The following is a 23,119-nucleotide window of genomic DNA, read 5'->3' as shown; positions in this document are numbered from 1 at the left end:
CTCAATTCGCAAACATCTAATCCTAGCTATTTAAAATCCTGAATGGCTTCGCTAAGATCAAATACCTTCTGGTTTTTAAACTTGTTCTCCAAAATACTACTTCCGGCTGCAGAGCGGTATCCACCAGCACAGTGCACTACAAGTGGCTTGTCTTTTGGAAGCTCATCTGCGCGATTCCGTAATTCGTTCAACGGAATTCCTATGGCATCATCAAAGATCTTTCCTTCTGCCAGCTCACTTTCATTTCTGATATCTACGATTGTGTAATCCTCTTTGTTATTTTTAAAGTTTTCAAGATCAAATTCATCTGATTTCCCTGAAACCTTTTCACTTAGCGTGATCACTCCTTTCATTTGTTTTTCATATCCAATCTTGGCCGTTCTTTCCAATAGCTCGTCAATGTCTTCTACAGAACTGACTGCCAGGTAAAAAGGCTCATTTGGCTCAACGATTGCCCCTAACCAGGTTTCATATTTGTCCCCCTCAGTACGGGACATGATGTTGAGACTATTAGGAAGATGTCCTTTTTTATAGGCATCTTCATCTCTCACATCCACTACGGTTATTCCTGCCTCAACTTCATCTACAGCTATTTTTAGAGGTACGCGATATTTTTCCTGCTGTATGTTCCCGGCACCGTCGCGATTAAGATCTACATTGAATCCGAAGTAAGAAGGAATAAACGGCTGATCCTTAAGGATCTCTTCTACAAATTCCTCTTCAGTCTGTTCTTTAAATGCCCAGTTTCCCATACGCTCATCTCTAAGGGTGCTGGATGGAGAGGCACTCATGTTCTTACCGCATAAAGACCCTGCACCATGCGCCGGATAAACCAAAGCCTCATCGGGTAAATCACTAAACTTGGTCTGCATTGTATGATACATTGCTTTTGCCAGTTCCACACGCTTTGCAGTCATATTCCCTGCTTTTTCTCTAAGATCAGGCCGACCCACATTACCTATAAATAGTGTGTCTCCGGTGAATAATGCTGTTTTTCCGTCTTCTTCGGCTACAAAAGTTAGACTATCCGGAGAATGCCCCGGGGTGTGTAAAGGTCGGATAGTAATTTTGCCAATTTTCGTACTCTGTCCCTCATCAAAAGGTTCATGCGGATAATTCACTCCTACCTTTTCGCTTATATAAATAGTGGCGCCGGTTTCTTTGTGAATTTGCAAATGTCCGCTTACAAAATCGGCGTGAGGGTGGGTTTCAAAAACCGCTACTATCTTTGCATTGTGCTCTTCAGCAAATTCATAATACTGCCTGGGATTTCTGCTGGGATCAACTAAAGCCATTTCGCCTTCACTTACTATAGCATAAGAATAATGAGCCAATGGTTCGTCTTTAAATTGTTCTATTTTCATGTTTGTGTCGTTTAAGTTTTATTCAACTCTGAAAAAGCTTCTCAACCTTTTTCTTTTAATTTTACTAATGCAAAAATACTTTCATTTAACGCATTAGGCAGTAACATTTGTTACACAGAAAGCTTCGTTTTCACCAATAAAACAATCTAAAATTACCGCATTTTAATGAAAATTTTTCAACTCTATCCCTTACTTCGTCCTTATTTGGATTTTTCCGGCCGGGAAGGATAAAGTTGCAGTGAGGACTACTAATTTTTTGTCGAAGTTATTTCATTTCCGAAGTATTCATCCGGAAAAATATAATTCCTGAAGAAAATAACGTGATAATCCCCACCACCAAAATAGCGGCTTCAATACTTATTAAATCTGAAATTATTCCGGTGAGGACTGCACCCACGGCATACCCCAAATCCCTCCATAACCTGAAGATACCAATGCTTTCTGCTCTGTCCCGTGGATGGGTATATTCTGCAATTGTTGCGAGAAAGGTGGGATAGACCATTGCTGTTCCCCAACCCAGTAATGCCATTAAACTTACAAAGTGCACCATAGTCTCTGCCCAAACGAGGCTGATTAATACCAATGCCTGGAGTAACATTCCCAAGAATAGGAGGTGCTTTTTGGAGTACTTATCTGCCATTCTTCCTGTGAATAACTGCCCGATTCCCCAAACAGCCGGATAAATAGCCACTACAATACCAACTTGTTCCAGGCTAAAATTATTGGCAGCGAGCAGGATAGGGAAAAGTCCCCACGCCATCCCGTCATTAAGATTATTAATAAGCCCTGCCTGGGTCACAGATCCCAGATTCTTGTCTTTCCAGGTAGTATCCCAAAAAATATTTTTTAGGAGTGAAACTGCACTACTTTTTTCTTCTTTCTTTGCATGGCCGCGGGTATCCCTTATAAATAAAATGCTCATAAACAGCCCAAGTATCATTATAAGAATTCCCAGGTAAAAAGGGTATGGCCTTAAACCATATTCACCTGCAATCCATCCTGTGAGGAAAGCGACTATTGCAACAGCAAGATATCCTGCAAATTCATTCAGCCCCATCGCAAATCCGCGTTGCTTTTCTCCTACCAGGTCTATCTTCATAACTACGGTGCTTGACCAGGCAAGTCCCTGATTGATTCCCAGCAACACATTGGCACCGATGATCCAGTTCCAGTTTTCGGCATACATAAGAATAAATGGAATCGGAATGGCAAAGATCCAACCGAGCACCAGGAGTTTTTTGCGGCCGAATTTATTTGCCAGTGCTCCCGCATAATAATTGGAGATAGCTTTTACAATACCAAAGACGACAATGAAGGAAAGAATAGCAGAAGTGGCTGCCATTCCGAATTCCTTTTCGGCAATCTCCGGCAGGATGCTCCGTTCCAGCCCGACCATTCCGCCTACAAAAGCGTTTACGAGTACCAGCAAGGTAAATTGTGTCCAGTTTTCTTTTAGTCCGAGGTGTATATCCTTTTGTTCAATCATCTGTGAATCTTAAAATTATCTATAGAAAAGAGAGTCCGGATCTCTTTTTCTGAAGCCATCAATTCTTTAAAAATAGAAGTTCGTTACAAAACTAAACTGATTAAAATCGCTCTTGTTAAAGATGCGCTCTGCCTCTTTAATATTTTGATTTACCCTGTAAACCCAGAGAAGATCCAAGGTAAGACCATCTAAAAATCCCTGTAGGGTATAAGTTATGCGGGTGTTCGCCTGGAAAGTTTCATAAATTTTATATTTGTTTAATGTCGTTTGGCCTGCCTCCAATCCGGTGAGTTTCTGCAAATCAATAGAAACATGAAGTTCTGGCTTAAGAAGTCTGAACTCACTCTTGAACGTAACGACATCTACACCGCCTAATCCTTCGAGTCGTGACCGGGAAATAGAGGTAAATAACCTATCTCTTCCCAGCTCCTTTGGAAACAAAAAACGCCCTGTATCAAAGGCATGGGTGTAAGCAAAGGCAAATTTGAATATCTTATTACCCCATCCCAGCTGTGAACTGATTACCTGCCCGTGCTCTTTGGGTTGGACATACCGGTTCTCATAAGGAAGATCTTCAGAAAATTGCAGGGGTGTCTGGTAAACTACCTGTAAGCCAAGGTTAAAATCCATGACATTATAACCTACTTCTGTAAGAAACGTATTGTTCAATTTATCTATATAAAAATCATATAAGGCGATTTTAAAGTTCTTGTGAAGGTATCGATATGTAATAATACCAATCCCTTTTGATGGATAAAATTTATAGTAATCTGCCTTTTCCCCATTGGGCTGATACCCATTGTTAAAAAGTCCAATTCCCTCCTCAAGATCAAACCACTCTGTGGTAGCACGAGGAGCCACACCGTCCAGCCAGCCTACATTAAATGTGTGGCGTGGATGAAAATTAAAATGTCCCCAGAATCCTCTATGGGAAAACGGCATCATCCTGCCATCACTTTGGTTTAGCAATGGAGTATATTCAGGCTTTAATCTTCCCAGAGAAAGATAGGATTTCTTAAACCTATACCTCAAAAAGAGTTCATCTAACCTATTAATATTATTATAATTACCTTTATTTAATACGTCATATAATTCATACTCCCATTTTGCATTATAACCCGTGTTCACATCTTTTGCCTTTAGATTGCCACCAAAAGTTTGGTATGTAAAAATGTTTTTTACACCTATTTCAAAACCCTTGTGATTACCGGTTATTATACCAATTGCACCCCCTGTTGCATTGGTATAATAATCCTTAAGACCTCCCTGATTATTAGTAGTTAAAAAGAAGTTCCGCACATGCCCATGAACATATGCGTCTTTAAAGATGTCTTTCACCCTGTACTTATTCACAGTATCTTCTTTTAAAAAATCCTGAGAAAATGCTGTAAAATGTAATAGGAAGAAAAATAGGATTAAAAAGAGAGTTTTCATCTTCAGGTTATAAATTTGGCTGCAATATTCATGAAAACACCTGCAATATTCAGTAACAAAAGTTACGAACAGGAAAGTTTAATTTCCGGTTGTGTAACATAAGTCACAAAGCATTAAAAATCGATTCTTATATTTGCCGAACTTTATGAATGTAAACTCTTACATAGCGCTTTTCTTTGCCATTCTTTTCTTTGGAAAATTTTTGGTGATGGATTCAAAACTCCTGGTTGCCATTCTGGATGCCCAAGAAATTACCTATGTAAATCCGTTATGTAAAAAGCAGAATGCCAAAATTTCGGGAACAGATAATACATCCTTCTCTGAGGATTCGGGTAAGCTTAATATTTCCATAGATTCTTTTTGTAACACTGCCTTTCAGTTTAAAATATTTAATTGGGAACAGAGGATATTACCTGAAGAAACCCGGGAATATGCATATCATACTCCTCCCCTTCCTGAAGCTACTCAGGAAAGGTTCTACCCTCCCCCGAAGGTTTAGGTTGTAAACGTACATACCCAGACTTTATACAATTCTTTTTACAGAACCTTTGAGGTTCTAATAACCTTAATTTACATAATATGACGACTAATATATCCGTCAGCCGTCGTTCTATTCAGGTGTTGAGAGTAATGCTTAGCGGCATATTCCTTATCGCCAGCTCCAACCACCTCATGAACGTCGAACAAACAGCAAAACGCATTGATGCGGCTAGTTTGAAGGAATTTGCCTATCTCTTTGGAGATCCTGAATTGATGGTGATCCTTTCAGGTATTGCCATGCTTATATCAGGTATTGCCCTTTTAATAGGATCCCATACCAGGTGGGCTGCAATGATCCTGCTGGCAGTACTTATACCTATTACAATAACTGTACAGGTAGGGCAGGTGCACACCCTGGGGCCATTATTTAAAAATGTAGCCATCATGGGCGGACTCCTGTTTTTTATAATAAATGACTTTTCGAAAGAAACAAAAACAAACCCGGCTCAATCCGAATTGAGCCTCAAAAACAAATAATTATGAAAAAGTATTTTTTAAGCACTATCGTACTCCTTTTTATCTTATTCTCCAATCCTGTCAATGCACAGGAACAGCATGAACAGGAAAATTACGTGGTCCTCACAAAGAAGATCCCACAGCTACAACCTATTTTTTTAACTGCTGAAACTTTAGCTGAAGAAGACGGAAAAAACTTCGGAAGATTCGAGGTGATCATTTGCGGACAAACCGTAAAGGAGCTTACCGATAAAGAAGTGATGCAGAAATATATCAATAAAGCAAAGGAATACAATGTGGAGCTTGTTGCCTGTGGATTCTCTCTGAATAAATTTGGAGTGGACCGGAAGGATATTTCCCCAGAATTTCGCGTTGTCGAGAACGGGATCCTATACAACCTTCAGCTACAAAAGAAAGGTTACACTAGCATTTCACTTTAAAAACAGGAAATCATGAAAAGATCAATAGGAATTTTATTGGTGCTTATAATACTTGGAATTTCAGGTAATGCACAAACAACTCCGCAGGGAGATTTGAACAATTATGTGGTATCAACAACTAAGATCCCCCAACTACAGCCAATCATCCTTACCGCTGAAGCATTAAAAGAAGAGGACGGTTCAAAGTTTGGCGACTTCCAGATCGTGATGTATGGGTCCAATGTAAAAGGACTTACAAATAAGACCGAAATGGAAACTTACACCAAGGAAGCAAAAGCTGCAGGGGTAAGCATTTCGGTTTGTAAGATCTCACTGGACAGGCTGGGAATTAATCCGGCTGAGCTGCACGATTATATAGAAGTAGTGGATCACGCTTATACGCACCTTATCCAGCTACAGAAAAATAAAAATTATTACAGTTTACAACTATAAAAAAGCATTTATGAAGTTTAATTTGAAAACATCCTTATGGATCCTGGCAGTATTGGGAATGGTAAGTCTTGCATCCTGCAATCAGGTAACAGGAAAGAATTCAGATAATAAAGAAACAGCAAAAGATACCCTTAGCATCACTGTGTTGCAAACAGCAGATATCCACGGGCAATTGGATCCCCACCGGGAATTGTTTTGGGAAAACGAGGAAATCGTTTTTAAGGAAAGAGGCGGTCTCGCCAATATCAAAACCCTTTTTGAGGAAGAGCGTCAAAAAAACCCCGGTCGTACGGTGATCGTTGACGGAGGAGATCTCATCCAGGGTAGCGGTTATGCAGCACTTTCAGAAGGGCGGATTTTTCCGGAGATCATCAGTAATATGGGCTATGACCTGATCATTCCCGGAAACTGGGAAGTAGTCTACGGAAAAGACAGAATGATGGATATTATGACTAATTACAATACTCCCGTGATCGCCCAGAATATGTTCCATGAAGAAGATGGGAAAGAACTTTTCCCACCCTACTGGACAAAGGAAATAGAAGGAGTGAAAATTGGTTTTATCGGAATTAATGATCCCGATGTACCGGTGCGCCAAAATCCTGTTTTTAGTGAAGGAATTACCTTTAGCGGGATCGAGGATGAAGTTAAAGAGCTTATTTCCACCGTTAAAAAAGAGGAAGAAGTAGATGTGCTTTTCCTGGTGACTCACATGGGAGTTTTTAAACAGGTGGATCTTGCTAACCAGGAAATGTCAAAAGATGTGGATTACATCCTGGGGAATGATACGCACGAGCGGGTGCGGGAACTTATCCAGGGGAAATATGCCAAGGTAAGTGAGCCGGGAGCTTTTGGCTCTTTCGTTGGGAAATTGACGTTGCATTTTGTTGATGGAAAGCTGGTAGGAGATGAGTACAAACTAATGGACGTAGATCCGAAAGTTTACCCCGCAGATCCTGAACTTCAGCAGTTGGTTGATAAAGCAAAGGAACCTTACGAAGAGCACCTTGAGACTGTGGTAGGACATACAGCCACGCCCATTTACAGGTACCTTACTGTGGAAAATCCCATGGATAATATGATCACCGATGCCGCAAGATGGAAAACCGGAGCCGATATCTCTATTTCCAACGGATTCAGGTTCGGGAACCCCATAGTTCCTGAAAATGAAAAACCTGCGCCTATTACCCGTGCAAATCTCTGGAATTTGCTTCCGGTGAATGAAAAAGTAAAAACCGGAAAAGTAACTGGGCAACAGGTGAAAGACTGGCTGGAGCGGGAAATGCATAATGCTTTTGCAAAGGTTCCTACCGAAAGGTTTGGCGGCTGGCTGGTAAGATTCTCCGGAATGGAGGTTGATTTCAACAGCCAGGGCGACAAAGGAGAACGCGTTAAATCAATAACGATCAAAGGAGAAGAAATGCAGATGGATGAATACTACACCATCTCTGCCTGTGTACGTCCCGGGGATCCTATTGATAATTTGTGCCGTATCCCTAATGTGAAAGATGTGGAAGTAAAAGATTACACTATCCATGATGTGGTCGAGGAATATTTACAAAAGAATTCCCCGGTTTCTCCAAAGCTGGATGGCCGCGCATACTGTGAATATCTTGGAGAGTATTCTTTTTCAACAGTACCGGGGACTGAATATTTATTCCAATAGTATAAACGTCTTTTCAAAACCACAAAACCTGCGGCGCAAGCTGCAGGTTTTTTTATACTCTTTTTGAAACATTAGCCTTCCCAGTTCAAAATGTCGCCTTCAATATCATAGATTTTTTGAAAGCCCATTTCCTGGAGTTTCTCTGCTGCTTTTGCACTTCGGTTCCCGCTACGGCAGTAGATATAAACCGGTTTTTCCTTGTCTAGTTGTTGCATTTGCACTTTAAAATTAACATTTAGAAAGTTGATGTTTTGTGCACCTTCAATATGTCCTTCCGCAAATTCTTCGGGAGTGCGCACATCTATCAAAGTCAATTCATCTTCCGCAAGCATTGCAGTGGCTTCTTGGGGAGAAAGAACTTTTACTCCATCTCTTTTTTGGGCTTCACAACCTATTGTGGAGACAAATAGCAATGCTATAACAGGTATTTTTATATTTTTCATTTAAGAAATTCGAAGCTTAAATCTAATATAGTATCAATTTACTGTAAATATTGGTTAAACAATAAAGGTAAAAGATATTTTGATCATTTCATTCTCCCTTGATTCCATACCAATCGGGTAGTCCGAATATTCAAAATAATCAGCAAGAGGCCGATGGTGCGAATGAGAATTAATATTACAGCAATAGAAAGAAATTAAATAAAATAGTTATCAGCCATCCAAATTTTCACAAATTTGAACGGAAGATTTATTTAAAATGCTTAGGGTTCCTAAAAGGATATAACATTTGATTTTTAAAATCTGTTGGAAATTTTTCATCCCCATAGAAACCAATTTCTATATCCCTTCCATTATTTGGTATGTATGCCGTTCGAAACAGATAATCCCAAATACTTAGGGATAATCCATAATTCATTCCATAAGGATGCTCTTTTGGTAATTTTTTTGAGTGATGCCAAATATGCATTCTTGGATTATTAAATATGTAGCCCAAAGGTCCGTAACCCCAGCCAACATTAGCGTGGTTCAGGTGACCAATAAAAACAGAAAACATATGAACCACAATGAATTGCTGAATCCCAAAACCTATCATAGCCAGCGGTAAATATTGTATGGTCTTATAAATAATTGTTTCCATAAAATGAAACCGGAACTGAGCCGCAAAACCCATCTCTTTAACACTGTGGTGGATCTTGTGGAATTCCCATAGCCACGGCTGACGGTGCAATTGCCTGTGCACATTCCATTGAATAAAATCTGCAACCACGAACATTACCAATAACTGGCTCCAAACCGGCCAGGAACGAACTTCAAAAGCAACAATATTCTCCAAGCCAAAAAGCTGAAGGAAATCATTGAAAAGTTCTACTCCAATATTTGAGATGGCATTATATCCCACAAGGGAAAACAGAAAAAAATTGAAGAGGATATAAAAGCTGTCGAGCCAAAAACCTTTCCGGAAAACCTTCTGATCTTTTCTCCAGGGGATCACGATCTCAATGATCCAGACCAACAGGGAAAGAGCAATTAACCAATAGAAATAATTGGTCCAAGAGGGATTTGAAATTTCATCAATTAGATAATTAAAATATCCTGTAAAAGATTCTGTAATAATTGTTTTGTACTTATTCAAGTTTAGTTTATTTACTTCACAAAAGTAATCCTTCGAATCATTAAAGACTGTAACTTATGTTACCGTTACTAGGTTAGTAACCTTTACAAAAAGTGAATTATTTATTTTTAAGCTTGAAAATAATTATATATAAAAATCCATCCTACTTTTTAAAAGGAATTAGTTATTATACTCCATATTATTTTCGGGCAAAAGTTCTTTCCATTTCTCACTTTCAGCAAAATCCTTGATAATCTTGTTTCGGTTTTTGAGGAAATTAGTCATATAGGATTTGAGGAATAATGTATTAGCAAGCTTCCCCAGAATGCCCAAAGGGGACTGAAATTCAAAAACATCTTTCATTATTGTTCCTTCTTCTGTTGCAGTGAAGTGATGCTCGTGTCTTAGGCTTTTAAAAGCACCTTTTTGCATTTCATCTGCAAAAAAATGTGGCCGATGAAAATCGGTGACCCTAGAGGTAAGACTTTGCATAACACCCAGGTGTTTTCCTCTATAGGTAACTGTTTCGTCCAGGTTAATTAGTCCGCTCGTTCTTCCTGCAACCGCTTTTTCGTTGGAACCTGTTACAAATTTTGACTGAAGATCAATACTCCTTGACAAATCAAAGACAATATTCCTGTTTGCTTTTATGAAAGTTTGTAATTTTATAACTGGCATTTCCTAAGGTTGATTATCTTACTTTACTAATTTAATGAAAGTCAACGCACCAGAAGTTAAAAAGATTACCGTAACTAAGTTTATTTGAAAATAAATTATCCTTTTTCAAATTCCAGACCTCCATTGTAAAATTCGTGTTTCCCCTTATCCAAGAAGGAAATAAATGCTGCCACATCAAGATCATATCCTTTGGGTGCTGCAAGCAGTTTCCCTTCTTCTCCCAGTAGTGTATAATAGGGTTGTGCATTGGCATTAAGTTTTTGGATCATAAAATCCATATTTTGTGCCCCTATTGTTTTTTTGGTCTTTCCATCATAAGAAGAAGTATACCATTTATCCTTTGGCAATATTGTTTTTTCGTCAACATACAAGGCCACCACTACATAATCATTTTTGAGTCTTTTAAGGACTTCTGGATCACTCCAGACGTTTGCCTCCATTTCACGGCAGTTCACGCAGCCGTGGCCCGTAAAATCAATAAAAAGTGGTTTGTTTTGTTTCCTGGCGCAGGCAACAGCCTGTTCATAGTCAAAAAATCCCTGTATCCCATGAGGCAATTCAAGGAAGTCGCTGTACAAGGGTATTCCGCAGGAGTTGGAACTACTTTCAGGCTCAGGGCCAACAGAAGCCGTTACCATATTAAAATCCTGCGATCCCATAGGCGGTAAGTACCCTGAAAGTGCTTTCAAGGGCGCACCGAAAAGACCCGGTATGAGGTACATCACAAAACTGAACACCAGAATTGCTGACATGAGCCGAGGAAAGGAAATACTCTCTATCTTCTTTTCGTGAGGAAACACAAGCTTTCCTAGCAGATAAAAACCTAAAAGAGTAAATATTACGATCCAGAGGGCAAGGTAAATGTCCCTGTCAAGGATATTCCAGTGGTACACCTGGTCCACTATACTCAGGAATTTCAAGGCAAGTGCCAGTTCAAGAAATCCTAGGATCACCTTTACTGTATTCAACCAGCCCCCACTCTTGGGAAGCGAACTTAGCCAACCGGGGAAAAAGGCAAACAGCGTAAAGGGGATGGCAAAAGCCAGGGAGAACCCAAGCATTCCTATAAGAGGCATAATGGCTTCACCACTGGCTGCCTGCAGCAGGATAGTTCCTGCAATAGGACCGGTGCAACTAAAGCTTACCAGCACCAGGGTAAAGGCCATAAAGAATATTCCGACCAGGCCTCCCCTATCGGCTTGTTTATCTACTCGGTTCACCAGTTTATTCGGTAGCCTGATTTCAAACATCCCGAAAAAAGAAAGTGCAAACAGCAGAAATATTGCAAAGAACAGAAGATTCGGCAGCCAGTGGGTGGAAAGGAAATTTGCGAATCCGGCGCCAAAAAGCACTGCAAACAAGGTCCCGACAATGGTGTAAATGGCAATTATAAACAGCCCGTACAGCAGCGCGTTCACCTTTCCTTTTTTACCTCCCGAACCCTTTGTGAAAAAGGTTACGGTCATGGGTATCATTGGAAAAACACAGGGAGTCAGCAAAGCTGCAAAACCGGCTCCAAAGGAGATAAAAAAGAAGGTCAGTAATCCGGCCCAGGTCTGACCATCCTCATCAGATTCCCTGGTAAAGGAATTCTGAAATGGTTCCAGGCTTTTCTCAGCACCTTCCCCTGCATCAGCGGTTTCATTCCCCGTTGCTACAGTAGTTTCCCGGGAGGAGAGCATATTTGTGATCCCTGAGCCTCCTGCCTCAGCTTCTTCGGCATCTGCTGCAATGGAGTTCCCTGTAGCATCAAAGGCAAAATCTGTATCAAAAGGAATGCACTGTCCGGTGACATCCGTACAGATCTGGAAGAAAATATTCCCCCTGAATTCGGGGGAATCCTTCTTTATAAGCATTTCCTGGGAGAAGTTGGCCGTTCCGGTAAAATAACTGATTTCTCCCTCCCAGATTTCATCATATTTTTTCTTTTGCCCTACCGGCTTGATATCTCCAAGAAGTTCATATTCTTCACTCTCTTCAAAGTTAAATTCTGTCAGGAGAGGTCCTACATCAGGATCAAGATCATTGGAATACATATACCAGTCATCGGGAATTTCTGCTTCAAAATGAAGAATCACCTTTTCCCCCGGCTCAGCATCAGGATTACTAAGGCTGACCTCCCATTGAGGGGCTTCCATCATCTGCCCAACAGCAGAAGATGCTCCAAAAAACAAGAGCACTAAAAGATATAAAGGATTGGATAATTTCATAGACAAAAAAATAGCTGCGGAATTTTATAATCCCGTAGAAGTAAACTGAAAGAAATGTATTGAAAAGGTTAAAGGCAGGAAGGAAACAAGTTCTTCCTGCCTTTAACCTAGTATTGCTCTTTAAGGAAACCCTTGAAGTCCTTGGTGTTGTAATCTCCCATTCCCATATGTGGTCAGTACGAGATTTCCGTTCGGATCGATAACGTAAGTGGTAGGAATGCTTTGAGAGTTATACATCTCGGGAATGGCTCCGTTGACCCTGTAAACCTCGAAATCATAGCCTTTCTTTTCGTTATAGTCTATAGCTTTTTGAAAATCCTGATCCAGGGACAACATGATAAAAGCAACTTTATCTTTATCCACATCCTGGTAAAGCTTGTTGATCCCGGGCATTTCGGCAACACAAGGGGGACACCAGGTAGCCCATAGGTTCATAAAGATTACTTTCCCTCTTAAATCTTCCATAGCCACTTTTTCACCTTTGGAATTGATAAGGCTCATTGAAAAATATGCTTTGGAATTGGTGTCATTTACAGCAAGATCTGCATTTTTGTCAAGATCGGGATCCATTAATCCTGTTGCAAGCACTCCCCGCTGAAGGAATCCCAGCACTTCTGTATGTAATCCTGTTATATATAACCCACCGAAAATGGCAAATATGATTCCGTATTCAATTAAATTTTTTTTCGTCTTTCTTTTCATAGTAAAGATTTTTTTTAGAAAATTTTTGAAAATCCTGTTCCGGACTCTTACATTTTCCCAGTCGCACAACTTATTACAGAAATGGCTTTGGAGGCCAGGGAATTCTTAGCATCTACAGCAGGATATCCCAGCTTCCTCAATTTCTCTTTCACTTTAAATGCATCTTCAGGTTCCAGGTAATTGAATGTTACTGAAGAAGACTCTTTTTCCACCTGTACATTTTGTATGTTTTCTATTTCTGAAAGCTTCGTAGTGATGGTATTCACACATCCACCACACTTTAAATTTTGTACTGTTATAGTTGTTTTCATTTTTATTTTCTAAATTGTAAGATCATCATTTGAACTTCTTTTAATTTTATCAAATATACACTGTGGAATTGCCCCAGGCTGTAACATAAGTTACACTTGGAATAAAAAAAGGCATCCTCCGGGACACCTTTTTTACTTTTAAAGTTATGTTGTTTTTAGCTTTTCTTTTCAGCTACAAACCTAATTACATAACCTTTGCCTTTATGGAATTTGCCTTCGTTAAGTTCTATTTCCCCTTCATAAAACTCATCAAAACTGAATTCGTGAAAAGCCTCTCGTATCTCTTTTTCTGAAAACAACATTTTTTCTTCTTTTGGTCCCCCTACAAAAGGATTCAACGTTTGGTATTGAAGATGTTTTGAACCAAATCCTTCAAAGATCACTTTCCCTCCCTTCTTAAGGATGTGTTTAAAAAGCCTAAAATAATCCTGACGTATTTCGGGTGGTAAATGGGCGTAAACAAGAGCGATAGCATCAAATTTTTCACCTGCAAAAGTGAGATCAGGTGAATTTGTAGTTTGGTAATTAATTATCACGCCCTCTTCTTCAGCCAGCCTCAGCGCCTTCTTCTTACCTTCTATACTTATATCAAAGGCGGATACGTCCCATCCAAGCTTTGCTGCAAACACAGCATTTCTGCCTTCTCCTTCCGCAGGAAAAAGAATCCTGCCGGGTTTTATTTCATTAAGTTTTACCTTCAGGTATTCGTTAGGATCTTTTCCGTAGACATAATCCTTCAGTTTATATCGCTCATCCCAGAATGTTTTCATAGTATTTTAATTTTTCTCCGAAGTTAAAAAGCGTATTTAAAGCAACTCTTTGCCGATAATATAAATCCCCATTACCAGCACAAACCAGCCAAAGCCTTTTTTAAGCTTTCCGCCATCAATGAATTTATTGAGATAACCTCCCAAAAAGATCCCGGCAATAGACAAACCGGTAAAGATCAACAGGAATGTCCAGTCTATCTCGAGGTTTTCCACATCTCCAATAAACCCTATAAGAGACTTTACCGCTATGATGAGCAGAGAAGTTGCCACTGCTTTCTTCATTGGTAATTTAGCGAGTAAGACCAGAGCCGGAATAATCAAAAATCCTCCACCGGCACCAACTATCCCGGTGAGAATACCTACCACAATACCCTCAATAATGATTAACGGATAGTTATACTTGACCTTCACTTCCTGCAGTTCTTCCTTTCCATTGCCTTTGATCATGGAGATAGAAGCCACTATCATGATGATGGCAAAAAACAACATGATCCCAATATTTTTGGTCACTTCAAAGTCCCAAAGGGTGAAAATATGTTCTGGAATGGCCGGTACAAGATATTTTCTGGTACCATAAACGGCTATAAAAGCCGGAATGGCAAAAACGGTGGCAGTACGAAAATCCACCAGTTTTTTCTTCATGTTGTTTATTGCCCCTACTAAAGAGGAAGCCCCTACCACAAAAAGCGAGTATGCTGTTGCTGTTACGGGGTTGATAGATAACAGGTAAACCAGTACGGGTACTGTCAGAATGGATCCACCACCTCCAATAAGGCCAAGGGTTATTCCTATTACAAGCGCACCGAAGTATCCCAAAATGTCAATTATTTCCAAAGCTCTTTCTTATAAGTTCCAAGCAAAAGTAACTTTGGGATTCTGGTTAGGCAGTAACAAAAGTTACAGACCTGTTCCTTTACAAGTCCTGAACAATTATTTGATTCCGCTGTAAAAGAATTTTCCCTTCCATTTCAAGCTTTTTTAATAATCTTGAGATAACGACCCGCGAAGTATTTAGATCATATGCTATCTGTTGGTGTGTCACCTGCAGTTCCTCTGATTGGTTTATTTTCGCTTTGTCCTGAAGATAGCGCAGTAACCGCTGATCCATATTCATAAAAGCTAAAGTGTCTATAGTTTCGAGCATTTCTGACAACCGCGACTGGTAACTTTCAAAAATAAAATTCCGCCAGCTTTTATACCTGGTGGTCCATTCCTCAATTTCGCTCACAGGAACCATGATGTACTTCGTTTCTCTTTCAGCCACTGCTCTGATTTCACTTCGAGTTTGACCGAGACAGCAGGAAAGCGTAAGCGCACAGGTATCTCCTCTTTCCAGGAAATAAAGTAATAATTCATTTCCATCTTCATCCTCCCGAAGTATTTTAATTGCGCCATTTAAGAGCAAAGGCATGGAAGTTATATAATCATTGATATCCATTATAATTTCACCTGCACCAGCAAGTTTTAGAACTCCCACTTCCGGAATCTCCCGGATCAGGTCTTCTTCAAAGATAAAACCATAGGCTTCATTTATTTCTTGTAACATCTTGTAGATTTAAAAGTTCTTAATTTACGGTATTTAAAGAATATTTATTCGCATCCAAGTCAAAGATTTTCCAAAACTTCTTCTCAAAAAAATTAAAATCTCATCAAATTCTCTCCCATTTCTAATGTTAAAGAATGTATCGTCATTATTAAATTATATCTCAGCCCCTTACCTTGCGATTAGCAAACCGCAGATCCTATAATTATGATACACATAATCACAACAGGTGGTACCATCGGAGGACTGGACAACGATCAAAAACAGAATCCTAGGAAAATTTCAACGAATAGTCTGCAAGCGGCTAATGTTTCATTTTCTTTTGCCATAGAAGAAGCTTTCAGAAAAGATAGCCGATCAATAACGCCTAAAGACCGGGATTATTTGGTCGAAAGAATCCAATCGTCCAAAGCTCAAAAAGTTTTAATAACCCACGGGACTTTCACGATGGAAGAAACCGCCAAGCATTTAGGAAAGCTTAACCTTAACAAAACAATAGTTCTTGTAGGTTCATTTATTTTAGGTGCATCAAAGAACAGCGATGCACCTTTTAATTTAGGATATGCAATATGTGCTTTACAATTTTTGAAGCCAGGGGTTTATGTGGCTATGAATGGCGATATTTTTCATTGGAACAATGTTAGAAAAAATTTGAAGACAAATAGATTTGAGCGTAAAGATGAAAAATAATGATGTTTGGCACCTCAATCCATTGGACAACATTCTTTTACTTGTTGATTGACACTGTAATTGTATTCATTGCCGTCATTCAAAGTGCAAAGCATAAAAAATTAAGTCTAAGAAGGTACATTACTCTCGGGCTGCTATACATTGCATACAATTTAACGGGCGGATTTTTGCCTACCGATACTTTTCCTGAACCAATCATAGTTCAATACATAATTACTTATGGTGTGGCCATCGCTTTATGCATATATATGATATATTACCTGTACAAGGATTATGATATCACCCTTTTGAAATTCCGTTTATCCGTTAGAAATATCACAATACTAATAGTTGGTTGCTTTATAATATTATTTTTAATCCCCTACTTCCTTACAAATTCTTTAGATTCAGCAAGACTCCTTTTTACTATTCCAGTCTCAATTATTGCGTTTGCTTTTCTTGGACTTTTTTACCAGAGAATCTCTAACCTCGACAATCCTGATTCTTTTTTTTCTAAACGGAACAAATTAGCCATTGTAAGTCTATGTTGCATTGCGCTTTTACCTATACTAACAGTTATAGGTGATTATCAATGGTTAACCTTTACCGTTATGAACCTGGCCTTTTATGCAATAGCAGCCATGGAGATCAATCGATATCTCTGCTTCCTGAAAAATAGACCAGAAATTTTTGATGTTTTTGCTTTTACTAAAGAACCTAACCAAGAAATTTTAAAGACAAAAATTATTTACGGTGATTTAACAAGAAGGGAAGTTGAAATTGCCTTATCTATTCTGAGGGGAATGACTTATAAAGAAATCGCCAAAGATTTATATATAGCAGAAAGCACGGTTTCCAAACACGCGTCAAATATCTTTAAGAAAACAGGATCTAAGAATAGAAGTAATTTCTTATCCCGATTTAGAACTAAAAAGAATTAGCTTTCCGTAGGAATATACGGGAATTTCCGTAAAAAAATACGGTATTTAAAAGTGATGAAATTGTATTTCCAGTTTATCTTCAACCAGGTTTAGCTGTCATAAAATACCTGTAAGAAGTCCTTGACTTTTTCGAAGCGACAGCTCTACTCCTATTAACCAGGAAAAAAGCGTATGAAGCTAAATAAAAAGTTTGTTGCTGATGGATCCGGAATTGCTCTCATACAATCTGCTAAAAGAACTGAAGGAAATCAAATTTCACAGTAAAAATATTGTTGAGCAATCCTACCGCTCTGGTAAGATATGCCGCACTCTTCTCTGCACATTTAAGAGAGAGGTCTTCGCTAATGGGTTTGACTCCATTGAAGCCGAAATAAAATTCTTCAAGGTTATAAAGCAGATTCCATTGGTCCATCTCGTTTATTTTACAGAAATACATTCTTTCGAAATCCAGTTTCCCAAAGCAGATAAAGATTGCCAGCTTAAATTCACGAAAAGGAAAATAAACCAACTCAACCAGTTCTTTCGTAGCAATTTGGATTTTGCACAGTATGTAGATTCCGAAGATAGCCGTTTTGATAAAGAATACTATACCAGAGACAGTATGAACGATTACCACGTCCCTCTTTCCGATTTCTATTTTCAGGATCCTGATTTTTGCACCCCCAAAGATATGTTGTTGGGGCAATACAAAGGCTTCTGTTCATTGGTGAATTATTTAGACGAACGGCTGTTTAAACTTCAAAATAATTTAAACACAAGAACTACAATTTCTAATAAGTCTGAAAAAATTCCCTGGCCATTTTCCAATGCAGATTGGGTAGAACTAGTCTACGCCTTAAGTGCCGCAGGCTTGGGTAAACAGAACAATATGAATATTATTAAAATATCTCAAAAACTTCAGGAGATATTTGATTATGAACCTTCTAAAGACATTTATAAAACTTTTCAGGATCTTAAAAATCGCAAAAAGAGCAGGACCCAATTTCTTGATTTCGTAACTACTGCCCTACTTTCTGAGATGAATAAAAGCGAAGAATAGCGTATTCAATCTTCATAAGAATGTTAAAAAAAGACGGAGTTACGTCGAACTACCGAAAAAGTGATTTTTTTCGATTTCCCATATTATTTGATGGATTTTGTGCCATTCAGGGAACCCGAAACAAATACAAATCCATCTAAAATAACCCAAAATTCAAGATGTTAAATTTTCTCAGGGTTACGTTTAACTAGTGAATAAATTCCATTAAACCTATCCAAATTTGTAGAACGAAAGTCAAACCTTGATAGGGGCTATCAACTAAAATGTACAAACCGTTTGCTAGTCCCTTTCTTTAAAAACCGTTCTATTATGCCAACAACTATTATTACCACAGATGATCTTCGGGAATTCAAACTAGAGTTACTCGAGGAAATTAAAGATCTTCTTGCAAAAAGATCATCAGGAAATTTCAAGACCTATTTAAAATCTTCTGATGTTATGAACCTACTCCAGGTGAGTCCGGGAACGCTTCAAAATTTAAGAGTAAATGGCACCCTACCTTACACCAAGATTGGAGGTATTATTTACTATGAAGCTGAAGAAATTCAGAAGATAATGACTGAAAACCGGGTACAAAATAAAACTGTTTAGTAACCATGAACTACATCAAGCAACTAAACTCCGTTTTCGAAAAATTCTATTTCGATGACCGGTTGAACCCAACTCATATCAGCCTGTATATGGCCTTGTTCCAGGAATGGAACAGCAGTCGGTTTGCCGCGGAATTTTTTGTCAACCGTAGAGAAATAATGCTCGTGGCCAAGATCGGTTCAAAGTCCACTTATCACAGGTGTATTGTGGACATGGATCAATGGGGGTATCTCTCCTATTTTCCCTCGAACAACCCATATAAGGGAAGTAAAGTTAAAATGACATCCATCAGAGTAAAAAAGGAGGCGTTGGAAAAAGATTACGACCCCTTATTGGAAGAACTGGCGGAAGAGTACTATCCCATCAGTGAACCAGCAGTGGTTCAGAACCGTCCCATTATTGAACAGGTTGTGAACCAACAGCGTCCCACCAGTGAACAAGCATTGAACCAACACCGTCCCACCAGTGAACAAGCATTGAACCAACACCGTCCCATCAGTGGACAAGCATTGAACCAACACCGTCCCATCAGTGGACAAGCATTGGTATCTTATATAAACAATACTAAACAAATAAACATTAATAAACAGCCAAAGGACAGGCAGGCTGTTTTATATTTTTTTAAGGAAAAAGGTTTTTCTGCTGATGAAGGAAAAAAATTCTTTGAATACTACCGGGAGAGGGAATGGAAAACCAGCAATGATCAAGACATCAAAAACTGGAAGGCTGTAGCCAAAAACTGGATAGATCGTACTGAGTTATACCGCTCATCTTCTAATCAAACTAGAAATGGAGTGTCCCAAATTCAGGACAACCTAAAAACCACTAAAACGAAAGACTATGGACAACCCCTCTAAAATAATGGAAGGTGGTGTAGAGTTTTCCCTTGGGAAGTTTGATGGGAAAAGTGTGCTATATGATTTCCCGAAAATTCTTGTCTACCTGAACGCCAAAGGAAAAATGTTGTTTGGCGAAAAATTTAAGATCTACGAAGAAGATAGGGATATCTTGCTTAAGCTGACTTCCTACTTCATTAAAGATCAAAAGAACTGTCATAAGTTTGAAATGGATATTAAAAAAGGCATTTTACTGTCAGGCCCCGTGGGATGTGGAAAAACGAGTTTAATGAGGCTGCTTCGCCATTTGGTTCCCCTGCAACGACCTTACGAGATGATATCATGTCGAAACGTAGTTTTTAGCTTTAACCATTTGGGCTATAAAACTGTTGAAGACTACGGGAATACTAAGTTTTTTTGTTTTGATGACTTAGGAGTAGAACCTGCAGGCAGGTTTTACGGAAAAGACTGCAATGTAATAGGAGAAGTTCTTTTATCGCGCCACGAACTTTTTCTACAAACAAAGCACAACATTAAAACCCATGCCACGACCAACTTAAATGCCGAAGAGCTGGAAGAACGCTACGGAAACAGAGTCCGTAGCCGAATGCGGGAATTGTTTAACCTTGTGGCTTTTGACGAGGGAGCGGAGGATAAAAGGAAATAGAAATGGATCGAAAAGTATACACAACAGACCCGGATTAGTAAAACTAATATCGGACAATTATTGTCTCTTTAATCCTGAAAAACACCTCAGTGTCTCTGACACCACTGCTTTTACAATTTCTCCAATACTTCTGATGACCTCTGAAAATGTTTCGTTCATAACGCTGTTTTTATATGATTATTTATTCCTGATAATATAACCAGGGCCATTGATCTAATACCGGAAGGATTTGAAAAATGACTTGCCTCATCGGGATTATTTAAAAAACCTACTTCAATCAGAATAGCAGGGCATAAACTTATCATTTCTCTCAACACCTGAAAATTGGCGAATTTCATCCCTCTGTTTCTTGTTTTAACATTAACACTGGATTCCCGAAGAATTTCATTCCCGAGAGCACTTGAAGTTCTGGTGTTACTACTGGCTTCCTTAGCTAAGGAAAAACAAGTAAAGATTTCCATTCCCCTGGCGTCGCTATAAAATGAATTTGCATGTAAGGAAATAAATATATCTCCTCTCAACGTTCAGTATAATTCTTTCTTTTTGGGTGATAAACATATCGTCGTATCTGGTCAGATAAATATCGTACTCATTTCCAAATAAAGATTTATTGAGGCTGATCATTTCTTTTCCAATGGCCAGTACCACATCTTTTTCCCGGATACCATTTATTCCGATTGCACCAGGATCTTTTCCTCCATGACCAACATCAACAATAATTCTTATTCGATGTTCCTTTTCCTGTCCAAAAATGACACACATTTTCAGGAGTAAAAGCATAAAAATGACGTTTTTCAGCCTCATCAGCATTATATTTTTTTGGACTTACTACTATTCTCCCTGAATTTTTAATAGAATTTGCCATCAATTAATATCAAGTAAAAACATTGAATATCAAATATTATTTTTTATTTATTATACTGATTTACAGCGTTTTATAAGCTAATATATGTATTTTTCCCATAACAAAAACAACATCAATTTTAAAACTGTTCGTTATGAAAAAATCCATTTACCTCACCACGCTTCTTTCGATGATTTCAACTTCGATTTTTGCTCAAATTGGAGGTATTGAAAATTCCGTTAATGAAATTTCCGATACCATCCGAATTGTTTTCCCAATCCTCCTGGGTGTTATTTTCTTAGTAGGTTTCCTGTTTAACGCCGGCCATTTCTTTGGAGAGAATACAGACCTAAAAAAAGGAGTTACCCGGGTTTTGGTTTTTGTCCTTATTGCGGGAGTAGTAGTGGGCATCTTCACCTATTTAATTTCAATGGTCGTCTAATGAAACAATTTGAAATCTATAGGAACATTAGGAAAGGGGCAGTCATTTTTGGACTGTCCATATCCTCTTTTGCTCTAATGATGGTTTGTGTAGTAGCCTCTTTACTCGTCATCATTTTCTCCTTCGACTTCTGGATTATCATTGGAACCCTGATCTTCAATTGCACCCTCTATCTAGTGCTAACCAGGATAACCATTATATCCAACCTATTCCAGGTGTCAACAGTATTTCCAGATATCATCAGCAACAGAAGAAATTCAGGTTTTAATTATGAAAAAGATTAATCTATCCGACTTTACGCCCATCATCGATATTCAGGACAATATCATTTTTTCCAACAACGGAAACGTGGTGCTATGTTATGAGGGAACGTTACCAGAAATCTACTCTTTATCTGAAAAGGACTTTGAAGATATTCACGGAGTTTGGTTTCAGGCCCTAAAATCTTTACCAACAGGAAGTGTTGTACATAAACAGGATATTTATTTGAAGAAGACTTATTCTGCCGAATTGTTGCCCAATACTACATTCTTAGAAAAGGCAACACATCACCATTTCAAAGGCAGGGAACTTTTGGAGCATCACTGCTACTTGTTTTTTATCCTCAGCAGTAACAAAGCTTTAAACAATCCAAAATATGTTAATCCTTTTAAAGCGGTTTCGAAAAGGCTATGTCAGGAACTGGATGATAATCTGAAAGGTTTTATTAGCTCAGTCAGCGATTCCGTCTCCTTTATTAATAATAGCCGAAAAATGTCTTTTCAACCCCTGGCCTCATGGCAAATTCACTCTTATACCAATAGCTTTTTTAATGGCTTTCAAGAAGACTTTGATACCGATATGCTACTGAATAAATCTAATGTCCAGGTTGGAGATAATTATTTTGACACCCTGGCAATCAACAGCGAACTCTGCTTTGATGATCTGGTACAGACAAGTAAGATCAATGAAAAGTTTACTTCCGACGATTTCCTGTTCCATCAGGGCTTTATTGATGGACTCGGATTGACTCTTAATGAAAACCACATGGTAAACCAGATATTCTACCTTGATGAGAAGCAGAAATGGCGAAAAATCCTTGATAAGAAAATCGAAGAACTCCACAAAAGTTCAAATTTTGGATCGCAGAACAAAGTTGTGCTGGGTAAAATTCAGCATATTCTTAACCAGATAAATGCGGATGATACTTCCAGAACTAATCTATCAACCTACAATATTTTGATTATCAAACAATTAACTTACTTCTATAAAACGAGGTAACCGAAAAGGTAACCTTCGCTTCAATTCTTTTCCGTAAACCAAAGATAACCGAAATTTTCGATATAAATTATAACAAATGACCTCAGATTAAATAAAATATGCAGGAATAATTTTTACAGCAGATAAAAAGTCCCAAGACGACAACAAGCTTGAATTAGGTTTTATTTCTCCATCAAAATTATTTAATAGTAAGGTTGTCATTTGTGCTTTATGATATACTATTTTACTAAGTCAGATTACTTTA

General features: G+C 38.6%; 27 protein-coding genes and 1 pseudogene. 13 read left to right on the top strand and 15 right to left on the bottom strand.

Annotation, left to right across the window (positions count from 1 at the left end):
- Positions 1-26: 26 nt before the first annotated feature.
- The 3 genes from RM549_RS14180 to RM549_RS14170 form a co-directional block, all read right to left on the bottom strand.
- The gene (locus tag RM549_RS14180) at positions 27-1,364 is read right to left on the bottom strand and encodes an MBL fold metallo-hydrolase (RefSeq protein WP_311685961.1); all 1,338 of its coding nucleotides are present in this window, start codon (positions 1,362-1,364) and stop codon (positions 27-29) included.
- Between the two features lie 265 nt (positions 1,365-1,629).
- The gene (locus tag RM549_RS14175) at positions 1,630-2,850 is read right to left on the bottom strand and encodes an MFS transporter (protein WP_311685959.1); all 1,221 of its coding nucleotides are present in this window, start codon (positions 2,848-2,850) and stop codon (positions 1,630-1,632) included.
- 66 nt (positions 2,851-2,916) lie between these two features.
- On the bottom strand, positions 2,917-4,203 hold the full coding sequence (locus tag RM549_RS14170) for a hypothetical protein (RefSeq protein WP_311685957.1): 1,287 nt from the start codon (positions 4,201-4,203) through the stop codon (positions 2,917-2,919).
- Positions 4,204-4,492: 289 nt separating this feature from the next.
- Here RM549_RS14170 and RM549_RS14165 point away from each other — a divergent pair, with 289 nt between their 5' ends.
- From RM549_RS14165 to RM549_RS14145, 5 genes are all read left to right on the top strand, one after another.
- A complete protein-coding gene (locus RM549_RS14165) occupies positions 4,493-4,783 on the top strand; it encodes a hypothetical protein (RefSeq protein WP_311685955.1) in 291 nt (96 codons plus the stop codon).
- Between the two features lie 80 nt (positions 4,784-4,863).
- Positions 4,864-5,301 (top strand): DoxX family protein, encoded by a 438-nt coding sequence (locus RM549_RS14160; protein ID WP_311685953.1) that lies wholly within the window; start codon positions 4,864-4,866, stop codon positions 5,299-5,301.
- 2 nt (positions 5,302-5,303) lie between these two features.
- Positions 5,304-5,720, top strand: a complete 417-nt coding sequence (locus RM549_RS14155) for a DsrE family protein (RefSeq protein ID WP_311685951.1) — start codon at positions 5,304-5,306, stop codon at positions 5,718-5,720.
- Positions 5,721-5,732: 12 nt separating this feature from the next.
- On the top strand, positions 5,733-6,152 hold the full coding sequence (locus tag RM549_RS14150; RefSeq protein WP_311685946.1) for a DsrE family protein: 420 nt from the start codon (positions 5,733-5,735) through the stop codon (positions 6,150-6,152).
- A 58-nt stretch (positions 6,153-6,210) separates the two neighbouring features.
- On the top strand, positions 6,211-7,818 hold the full coding sequence (locus tag RM549_RS14145) for a bifunctional metallophosphatase/5'-nucleotidase (protein ID WP_432264717.1): 1,608 nt from the start codon (positions 6,211-6,213) through the stop codon (positions 7,816-7,818).
- Between the two features lie 71 nt (positions 7,819-7,889).
- On the opposite strand, the gene RM549_RS14140 is transcribed toward RM549_RS14145, so the two are convergent.
- The 9 genes from RM549_RS14140 to RM549_RS14100 form a co-directional block, all read right to left on the bottom strand.
- Positions 7,890-8,261, bottom strand: coding sequence for a rhodanese-like domain-containing protein (locus tag RM549_RS14140; RefSeq protein WP_311685942.1), 372 nt, complete (start codon positions 8,259-8,261; stop codon positions 7,890-7,892).
- 247 nt (positions 8,262-8,508) lie between these two features.
- Complete coding sequence (locus RM549_RS14135) at positions 8,509-9,393, bottom strand: sterol desaturase family protein (protein WP_311685940.1); 885 nt, start codon at positions 9,391-9,393, stop codon at positions 8,509-8,511.
- Between the two features lie 159 nt (positions 9,394-9,552).
- Complete coding sequence (locus RM549_RS14130) at positions 9,553-10,050, bottom strand: SRPBCC family protein (RefSeq protein ID WP_311685938.1); 498 nt, start codon at positions 10,048-10,050, stop codon at positions 9,553-9,555.
- 95 nt (positions 10,051-10,145) lie between these two features.
- The gene (locus RM549_RS14125) at positions 10,146-12,260 is read right to left on the bottom strand and encodes a protein-disulfide reductase DsbD family protein (RefSeq protein ID WP_311685936.1); all 2,115 of its coding nucleotides are present in this window, start codon (positions 12,258-12,260) and stop codon (positions 10,146-10,148) included.
- 120 nt (positions 12,261-12,380) lie between these two features.
- Complete coding sequence (locus tag RM549_RS14120; RefSeq protein ID WP_311685934.1) at positions 12,381-12,962, bottom strand: TlpA family protein disulfide reductase; 582 nt, start codon at positions 12,960-12,962, stop codon at positions 12,381-12,383.
- 47 nt (positions 12,963-13,009) lie between these two features.
- Entirely contained in the window at positions 13,010-13,273 is a 264-nt protein-coding gene (locus RM549_RS14115; protein ID WP_311685932.1) for a heavy-metal-associated domain-containing protein, read from the bottom strand.
- Between the two features lie 155 nt (positions 13,274-13,428).
- Positions 13,429-14,043 carry a class I SAM-dependent methyltransferase gene (locus RM549_RS14110; protein ID WP_311685930.1) on the bottom strand — a complete coding sequence of 205 codons (615 nt, stop codon included), beginning with the start codon at positions 14,041-14,043 and terminating at the stop codon, positions 13,429-13,431.
- Between the two features lie 36 nt (positions 14,044-14,079).
- Entirely contained in the window at positions 14,080-14,877 is a 798-nt protein-coding gene (locus RM549_RS14105) for a sulfite exporter TauE/SafE family protein (RefSeq protein WP_311685928.1), read from the bottom strand.
- Positions 14,878-14,956: 79 nt separating this feature from the next.
- The gene (locus RM549_RS14100) at positions 14,957-15,589 is read right to left on the bottom strand and encodes a Crp/Fnr family transcriptional regulator (RefSeq protein WP_311685926.1); all 633 of its coding nucleotides are present in this window, start codon (positions 15,587-15,589) and stop codon (positions 14,957-14,959) included.
- A 204-nt stretch (positions 15,590-15,793) separates the two neighbouring features.
- Between RM549_RS14100 and RM549_RS14095 the strand changes: the two genes are divergently transcribed.
- From RM549_RS14095 to RM549_RS14070, 6 genes are all read left to right on the top strand, one after another.
- On the top strand, positions 15,794-16,276 hold the full coding sequence (locus RM549_RS14095) for an asparaginase domain-containing protein (protein ID WP_311685924.1): 483 nt from the start codon (positions 15,794-15,796) through the stop codon (positions 16,274-16,276).
- Positions 16,276-17,196, top strand: a complete 921-nt coding sequence (locus tag RM549_RS14090; RefSeq protein ID WP_311685922.1) for a helix-turn-helix domain-containing protein — start codon at positions 16,276-16,278, stop codon at positions 17,194-17,196. Before RM549_RS14095 ends, RM549_RS14090 begins: the two co-directional genes overlap by 1 nt.
- 199 nt (positions 17,197-17,395) lie before the next feature.
- Positions 17,396-18,235 (top strand): RteC domain-containing protein, encoded by an 840-nt coding sequence (locus RM549_RS14085; protein WP_311685920.1) that lies wholly within the window; start codon positions 17,396-17,398, stop codon positions 18,233-18,235.
- Between the two features lie 309 nt (positions 18,236-18,544).
- The gene (locus RM549_RS14080) at positions 18,545-18,826 is read left to right on the top strand and encodes a helix-turn-helix domain-containing protein (protein ID WP_311685918.1); all 282 of its coding nucleotides are present in this window, start codon (positions 18,545-18,547) and stop codon (positions 18,824-18,826) included.
- Between the two features lie 5 nt (positions 18,827-18,831).
- Complete coding sequence (locus RM549_RS14075) at positions 18,832-19,683, top strand: hypothetical protein (RefSeq protein WP_311685916.1); 852 nt, start codon at positions 18,832-18,834, stop codon at positions 19,681-19,683.
- Positions 19,667-20,329 (top strand): ATPase, encoded by a 663-nt coding sequence (locus RM549_RS14070; protein ID WP_311685914.1) that lies wholly within the window; start codon positions 19,667-19,669, stop codon positions 20,327-20,329. The genes RM549_RS14075 and RM549_RS14070 overlap by 17 nt, the downstream gene beginning before the upstream one ends.
- Before the next feature lie 155 nt (positions 20,330-20,484).
- Here RM549_RS14070 and RM549_RS19495 read toward each other — a convergent pair whose 3' ends face one another.
- Positions 20,485-20,790, bottom strand: coding sequence for an N-acetylmuramoyl-L-alanine amidase family protein (locus RM549_RS19495; protein WP_349254676.1), 306 nt, complete (start codon positions 20,788-20,790; stop codon positions 20,485-20,487).
- A 13-nt stretch (positions 20,791-20,803) separates the two neighbouring features.
- Positions 20,804-21,133 (bottom strand): N-acetylmuramoyl-L-alanine amidase family protein, encoded by a 330-nt coding sequence (locus RM549_RS19490; RefSeq protein ID WP_349254675.1) that lies wholly within the window; start codon positions 21,131-21,133, stop codon positions 20,804-20,806.
- A 194-nt stretch (positions 21,134-21,327) separates the two neighbouring features.
- Between RM549_RS19490 and RM549_RS14060 the strand changes: the two genes are divergently transcribed.
- On the top strand, positions 21,328-21,615 hold the full coding sequence (locus tag RM549_RS14060; RefSeq protein ID WP_311685912.1) for a hypothetical protein: 288 nt from the start codon (positions 21,328-21,330) through the stop codon (positions 21,613-21,615).
- A gap of 16 nt (positions 21,616-21,631) precedes the next feature.
- Here RM549_RS14060 and RM549_RS14055 read toward each other — a convergent pair whose 3' ends face one another.
- Positions 21,632-21,757 (bottom strand): hypothetical protein, encoded by a 126-nt coding sequence (locus RM549_RS14055; RefSeq protein WP_311685910.1) that lies wholly within the window; start codon positions 21,755-21,757, stop codon positions 21,632-21,634.
- A gap of 128 nt (positions 21,758-21,885) precedes the next feature.
- Between RM549_RS14055 and RM549_RS14050 the strand changes: the two are divergent.
- Positions 21,886-22,836: pseudogene (locus tag RM549_RS14050) on the top strand (DUF3875 domain-containing protein); the annotation flags it as partial.
- Positions 22,837-23,119: the final 283 nt, after the last annotated feature.

This window comes from Autumnicola patrickiae (assembly GCF_031846525.1).
Taxonomy (GTDB): domain Bacteria; phylum Bacteroidota; class Bacteroidia; order Flavobacteriales; family Flavobacteriaceae; genus Autumnicola; species Autumnicola patrickiae.
This window is presented reverse-complemented; position numbering and strand designations above follow the sequence as displayed.

Bases quoted from the DNA above. Each gene is read 5' to 3' on its own strand.
- RM549_RS14110 (WP_311685930.1), bottom strand. From the start codon at position 14,043: ATGAAAACATTCTGGGATGAGCGATATAAACTGAAGGATTATGTCTAC.
- RM549_RS14150 (WP_311685946.1), top strand. From the start codon at position 5,733: ATGAAAAGATCAATAGGAATTTTATTGGTGCTTATAATACTTGGAATT.
- RM549_RS14080 (WP_311685918.1), top strand. From the start codon at position 18,545: ATGCCAACAACTATTATTACCACAGATGATCTTCGGGAATTCAAACTA.
- RM549_RS14100 (WP_311685926.1), bottom strand. From the start codon at position 15,589: ATGTTACAAGAAATAAATGAAGCCTATGGTTTTATCTTTGAAGAAGAC.
- RM549_RS14160 (WP_311685953.1), top strand. From the start codon at position 4,864: ATGACGACTAATATATCCGTCAGCCGTCGTTCTATTCAGGTGTTGAGA.
- RM549_RS14055 (WP_311685910.1), bottom strand. From the start codon at position 21,757: ATGATAATCCAGAAGTCGAAGGAGAAAATGATGACGAGTAAAGAGGCT.
- RM549_RS14085 (WP_311685920.1), top strand. From the start codon at position 17,396: ATGGATCCGGAATTGCTCTCATACAATCTGCTAAAAGAACTGAAGGAA.
- RM549_RS14115 (WP_311685932.1), bottom strand. From the start codon at position 13,273: ATGAAAACAACTATAACAGTACAAAATTTAAAGTGTGGTGGATGTGTG.
- RM549_RS14130 (WP_311685938.1), bottom strand. From the start codon at position 10,050: ATGCCAGTTATAAAATTACAAACTTTCATAAAAGCAAACAGGAATATT.
- RM549_RS14155 (WP_311685951.1), top strand. From the start codon at position 5,304: ATGAAAAAGTATTTTTTAAGCACTATCGTACTCCTTTTTATCTTATTC.
- RM549_RS14070 (WP_311685914.1), top strand. From the start codon at position 19,667: ATGGACAACCCCTCTAAAATAATGGAAGGTGGTGTAGAGTTTTCCCTT.
- RM549_RS14095 (WP_311685924.1), top strand. From the start codon at position 15,794: ATGATACACATAATCACAACAGGTGGTACCATCGGAGGACTGGACAAC.
- RM549_RS14145 (WP_432264717.1), top strand. From the start codon at position 6,211: ATGGTAAGTCTTGCATCCTGCAATCAGGTAACAGGAAAGAATTCAGAT.
- RM549_RS14120 (WP_311685934.1), bottom strand. From the start codon at position 12,962: ATGAAAAGAAAGACGAAAAAAAATTTAATTGAATACGGAATCATATTT.
- RM549_RS14165 (WP_311685955.1), top strand. From the start codon at position 4,493: ATGGATTCAAAACTCCTGGTTGCCATTCTGGATGCCCAAGAAATTACC.
- RM549_RS14060 (WP_311685912.1), top strand. From the start codon at position 21,328: ATGAAAAAATCCATTTACCTCACCACGCTTCTTTCGATGATTTCAACT.
- RM549_RS14140 (WP_311685942.1), bottom strand. From the start codon at position 8,261: ATGAAAAATATAAAAATACCTGTTATAGCATTGCTATTTGTCTCCACA.
- RM549_RS19495 (WP_349254676.1), bottom strand. From the start codon at position 20,790: ATGGAAATCTTTACTTGTTTTTCCTTAGCTAAGGAAGCCAGTAGTAAC.
- RM549_RS14175 (WP_311685959.1), bottom strand. From the start codon at position 2,850: ATGATTGAACAAAAGGATATACACCTCGGACTAAAAGAAAACTGGACA.
- RM549_RS19490 (WP_349254675.1), bottom strand. From the start codon at position 21,133: ATGAGGCTGAAAAACGTCATTTTTATGCTTTTACTCCTGAAAATGTGT.
- RM549_RS14180 (WP_311685961.1), bottom strand. From the start codon at position 1,364: ATGAAAATAGAACAATTTAAAGACGAACCATTGGCTCATTATTCTTAT.
- RM549_RS14075 (WP_311685916.1), top strand. From the start codon at position 18,832: ATGAACTACATCAAGCAACTAAACTCCGTTTTCGAAAAATTCTATTTC.
- RM549_RS14125 (WP_311685936.1), bottom strand. From the start codon at position 12,260: ATGAAATTATCCAATCCTTTATATCTTTTAGTGCTCTTGTTTTTTGGA.
- RM549_RS14090 (WP_311685922.1), top strand. From the start codon at position 16,276: ATGATGTTTGGCACCTCAATCCATTGGACAACATTCTTTTACTTGTTG.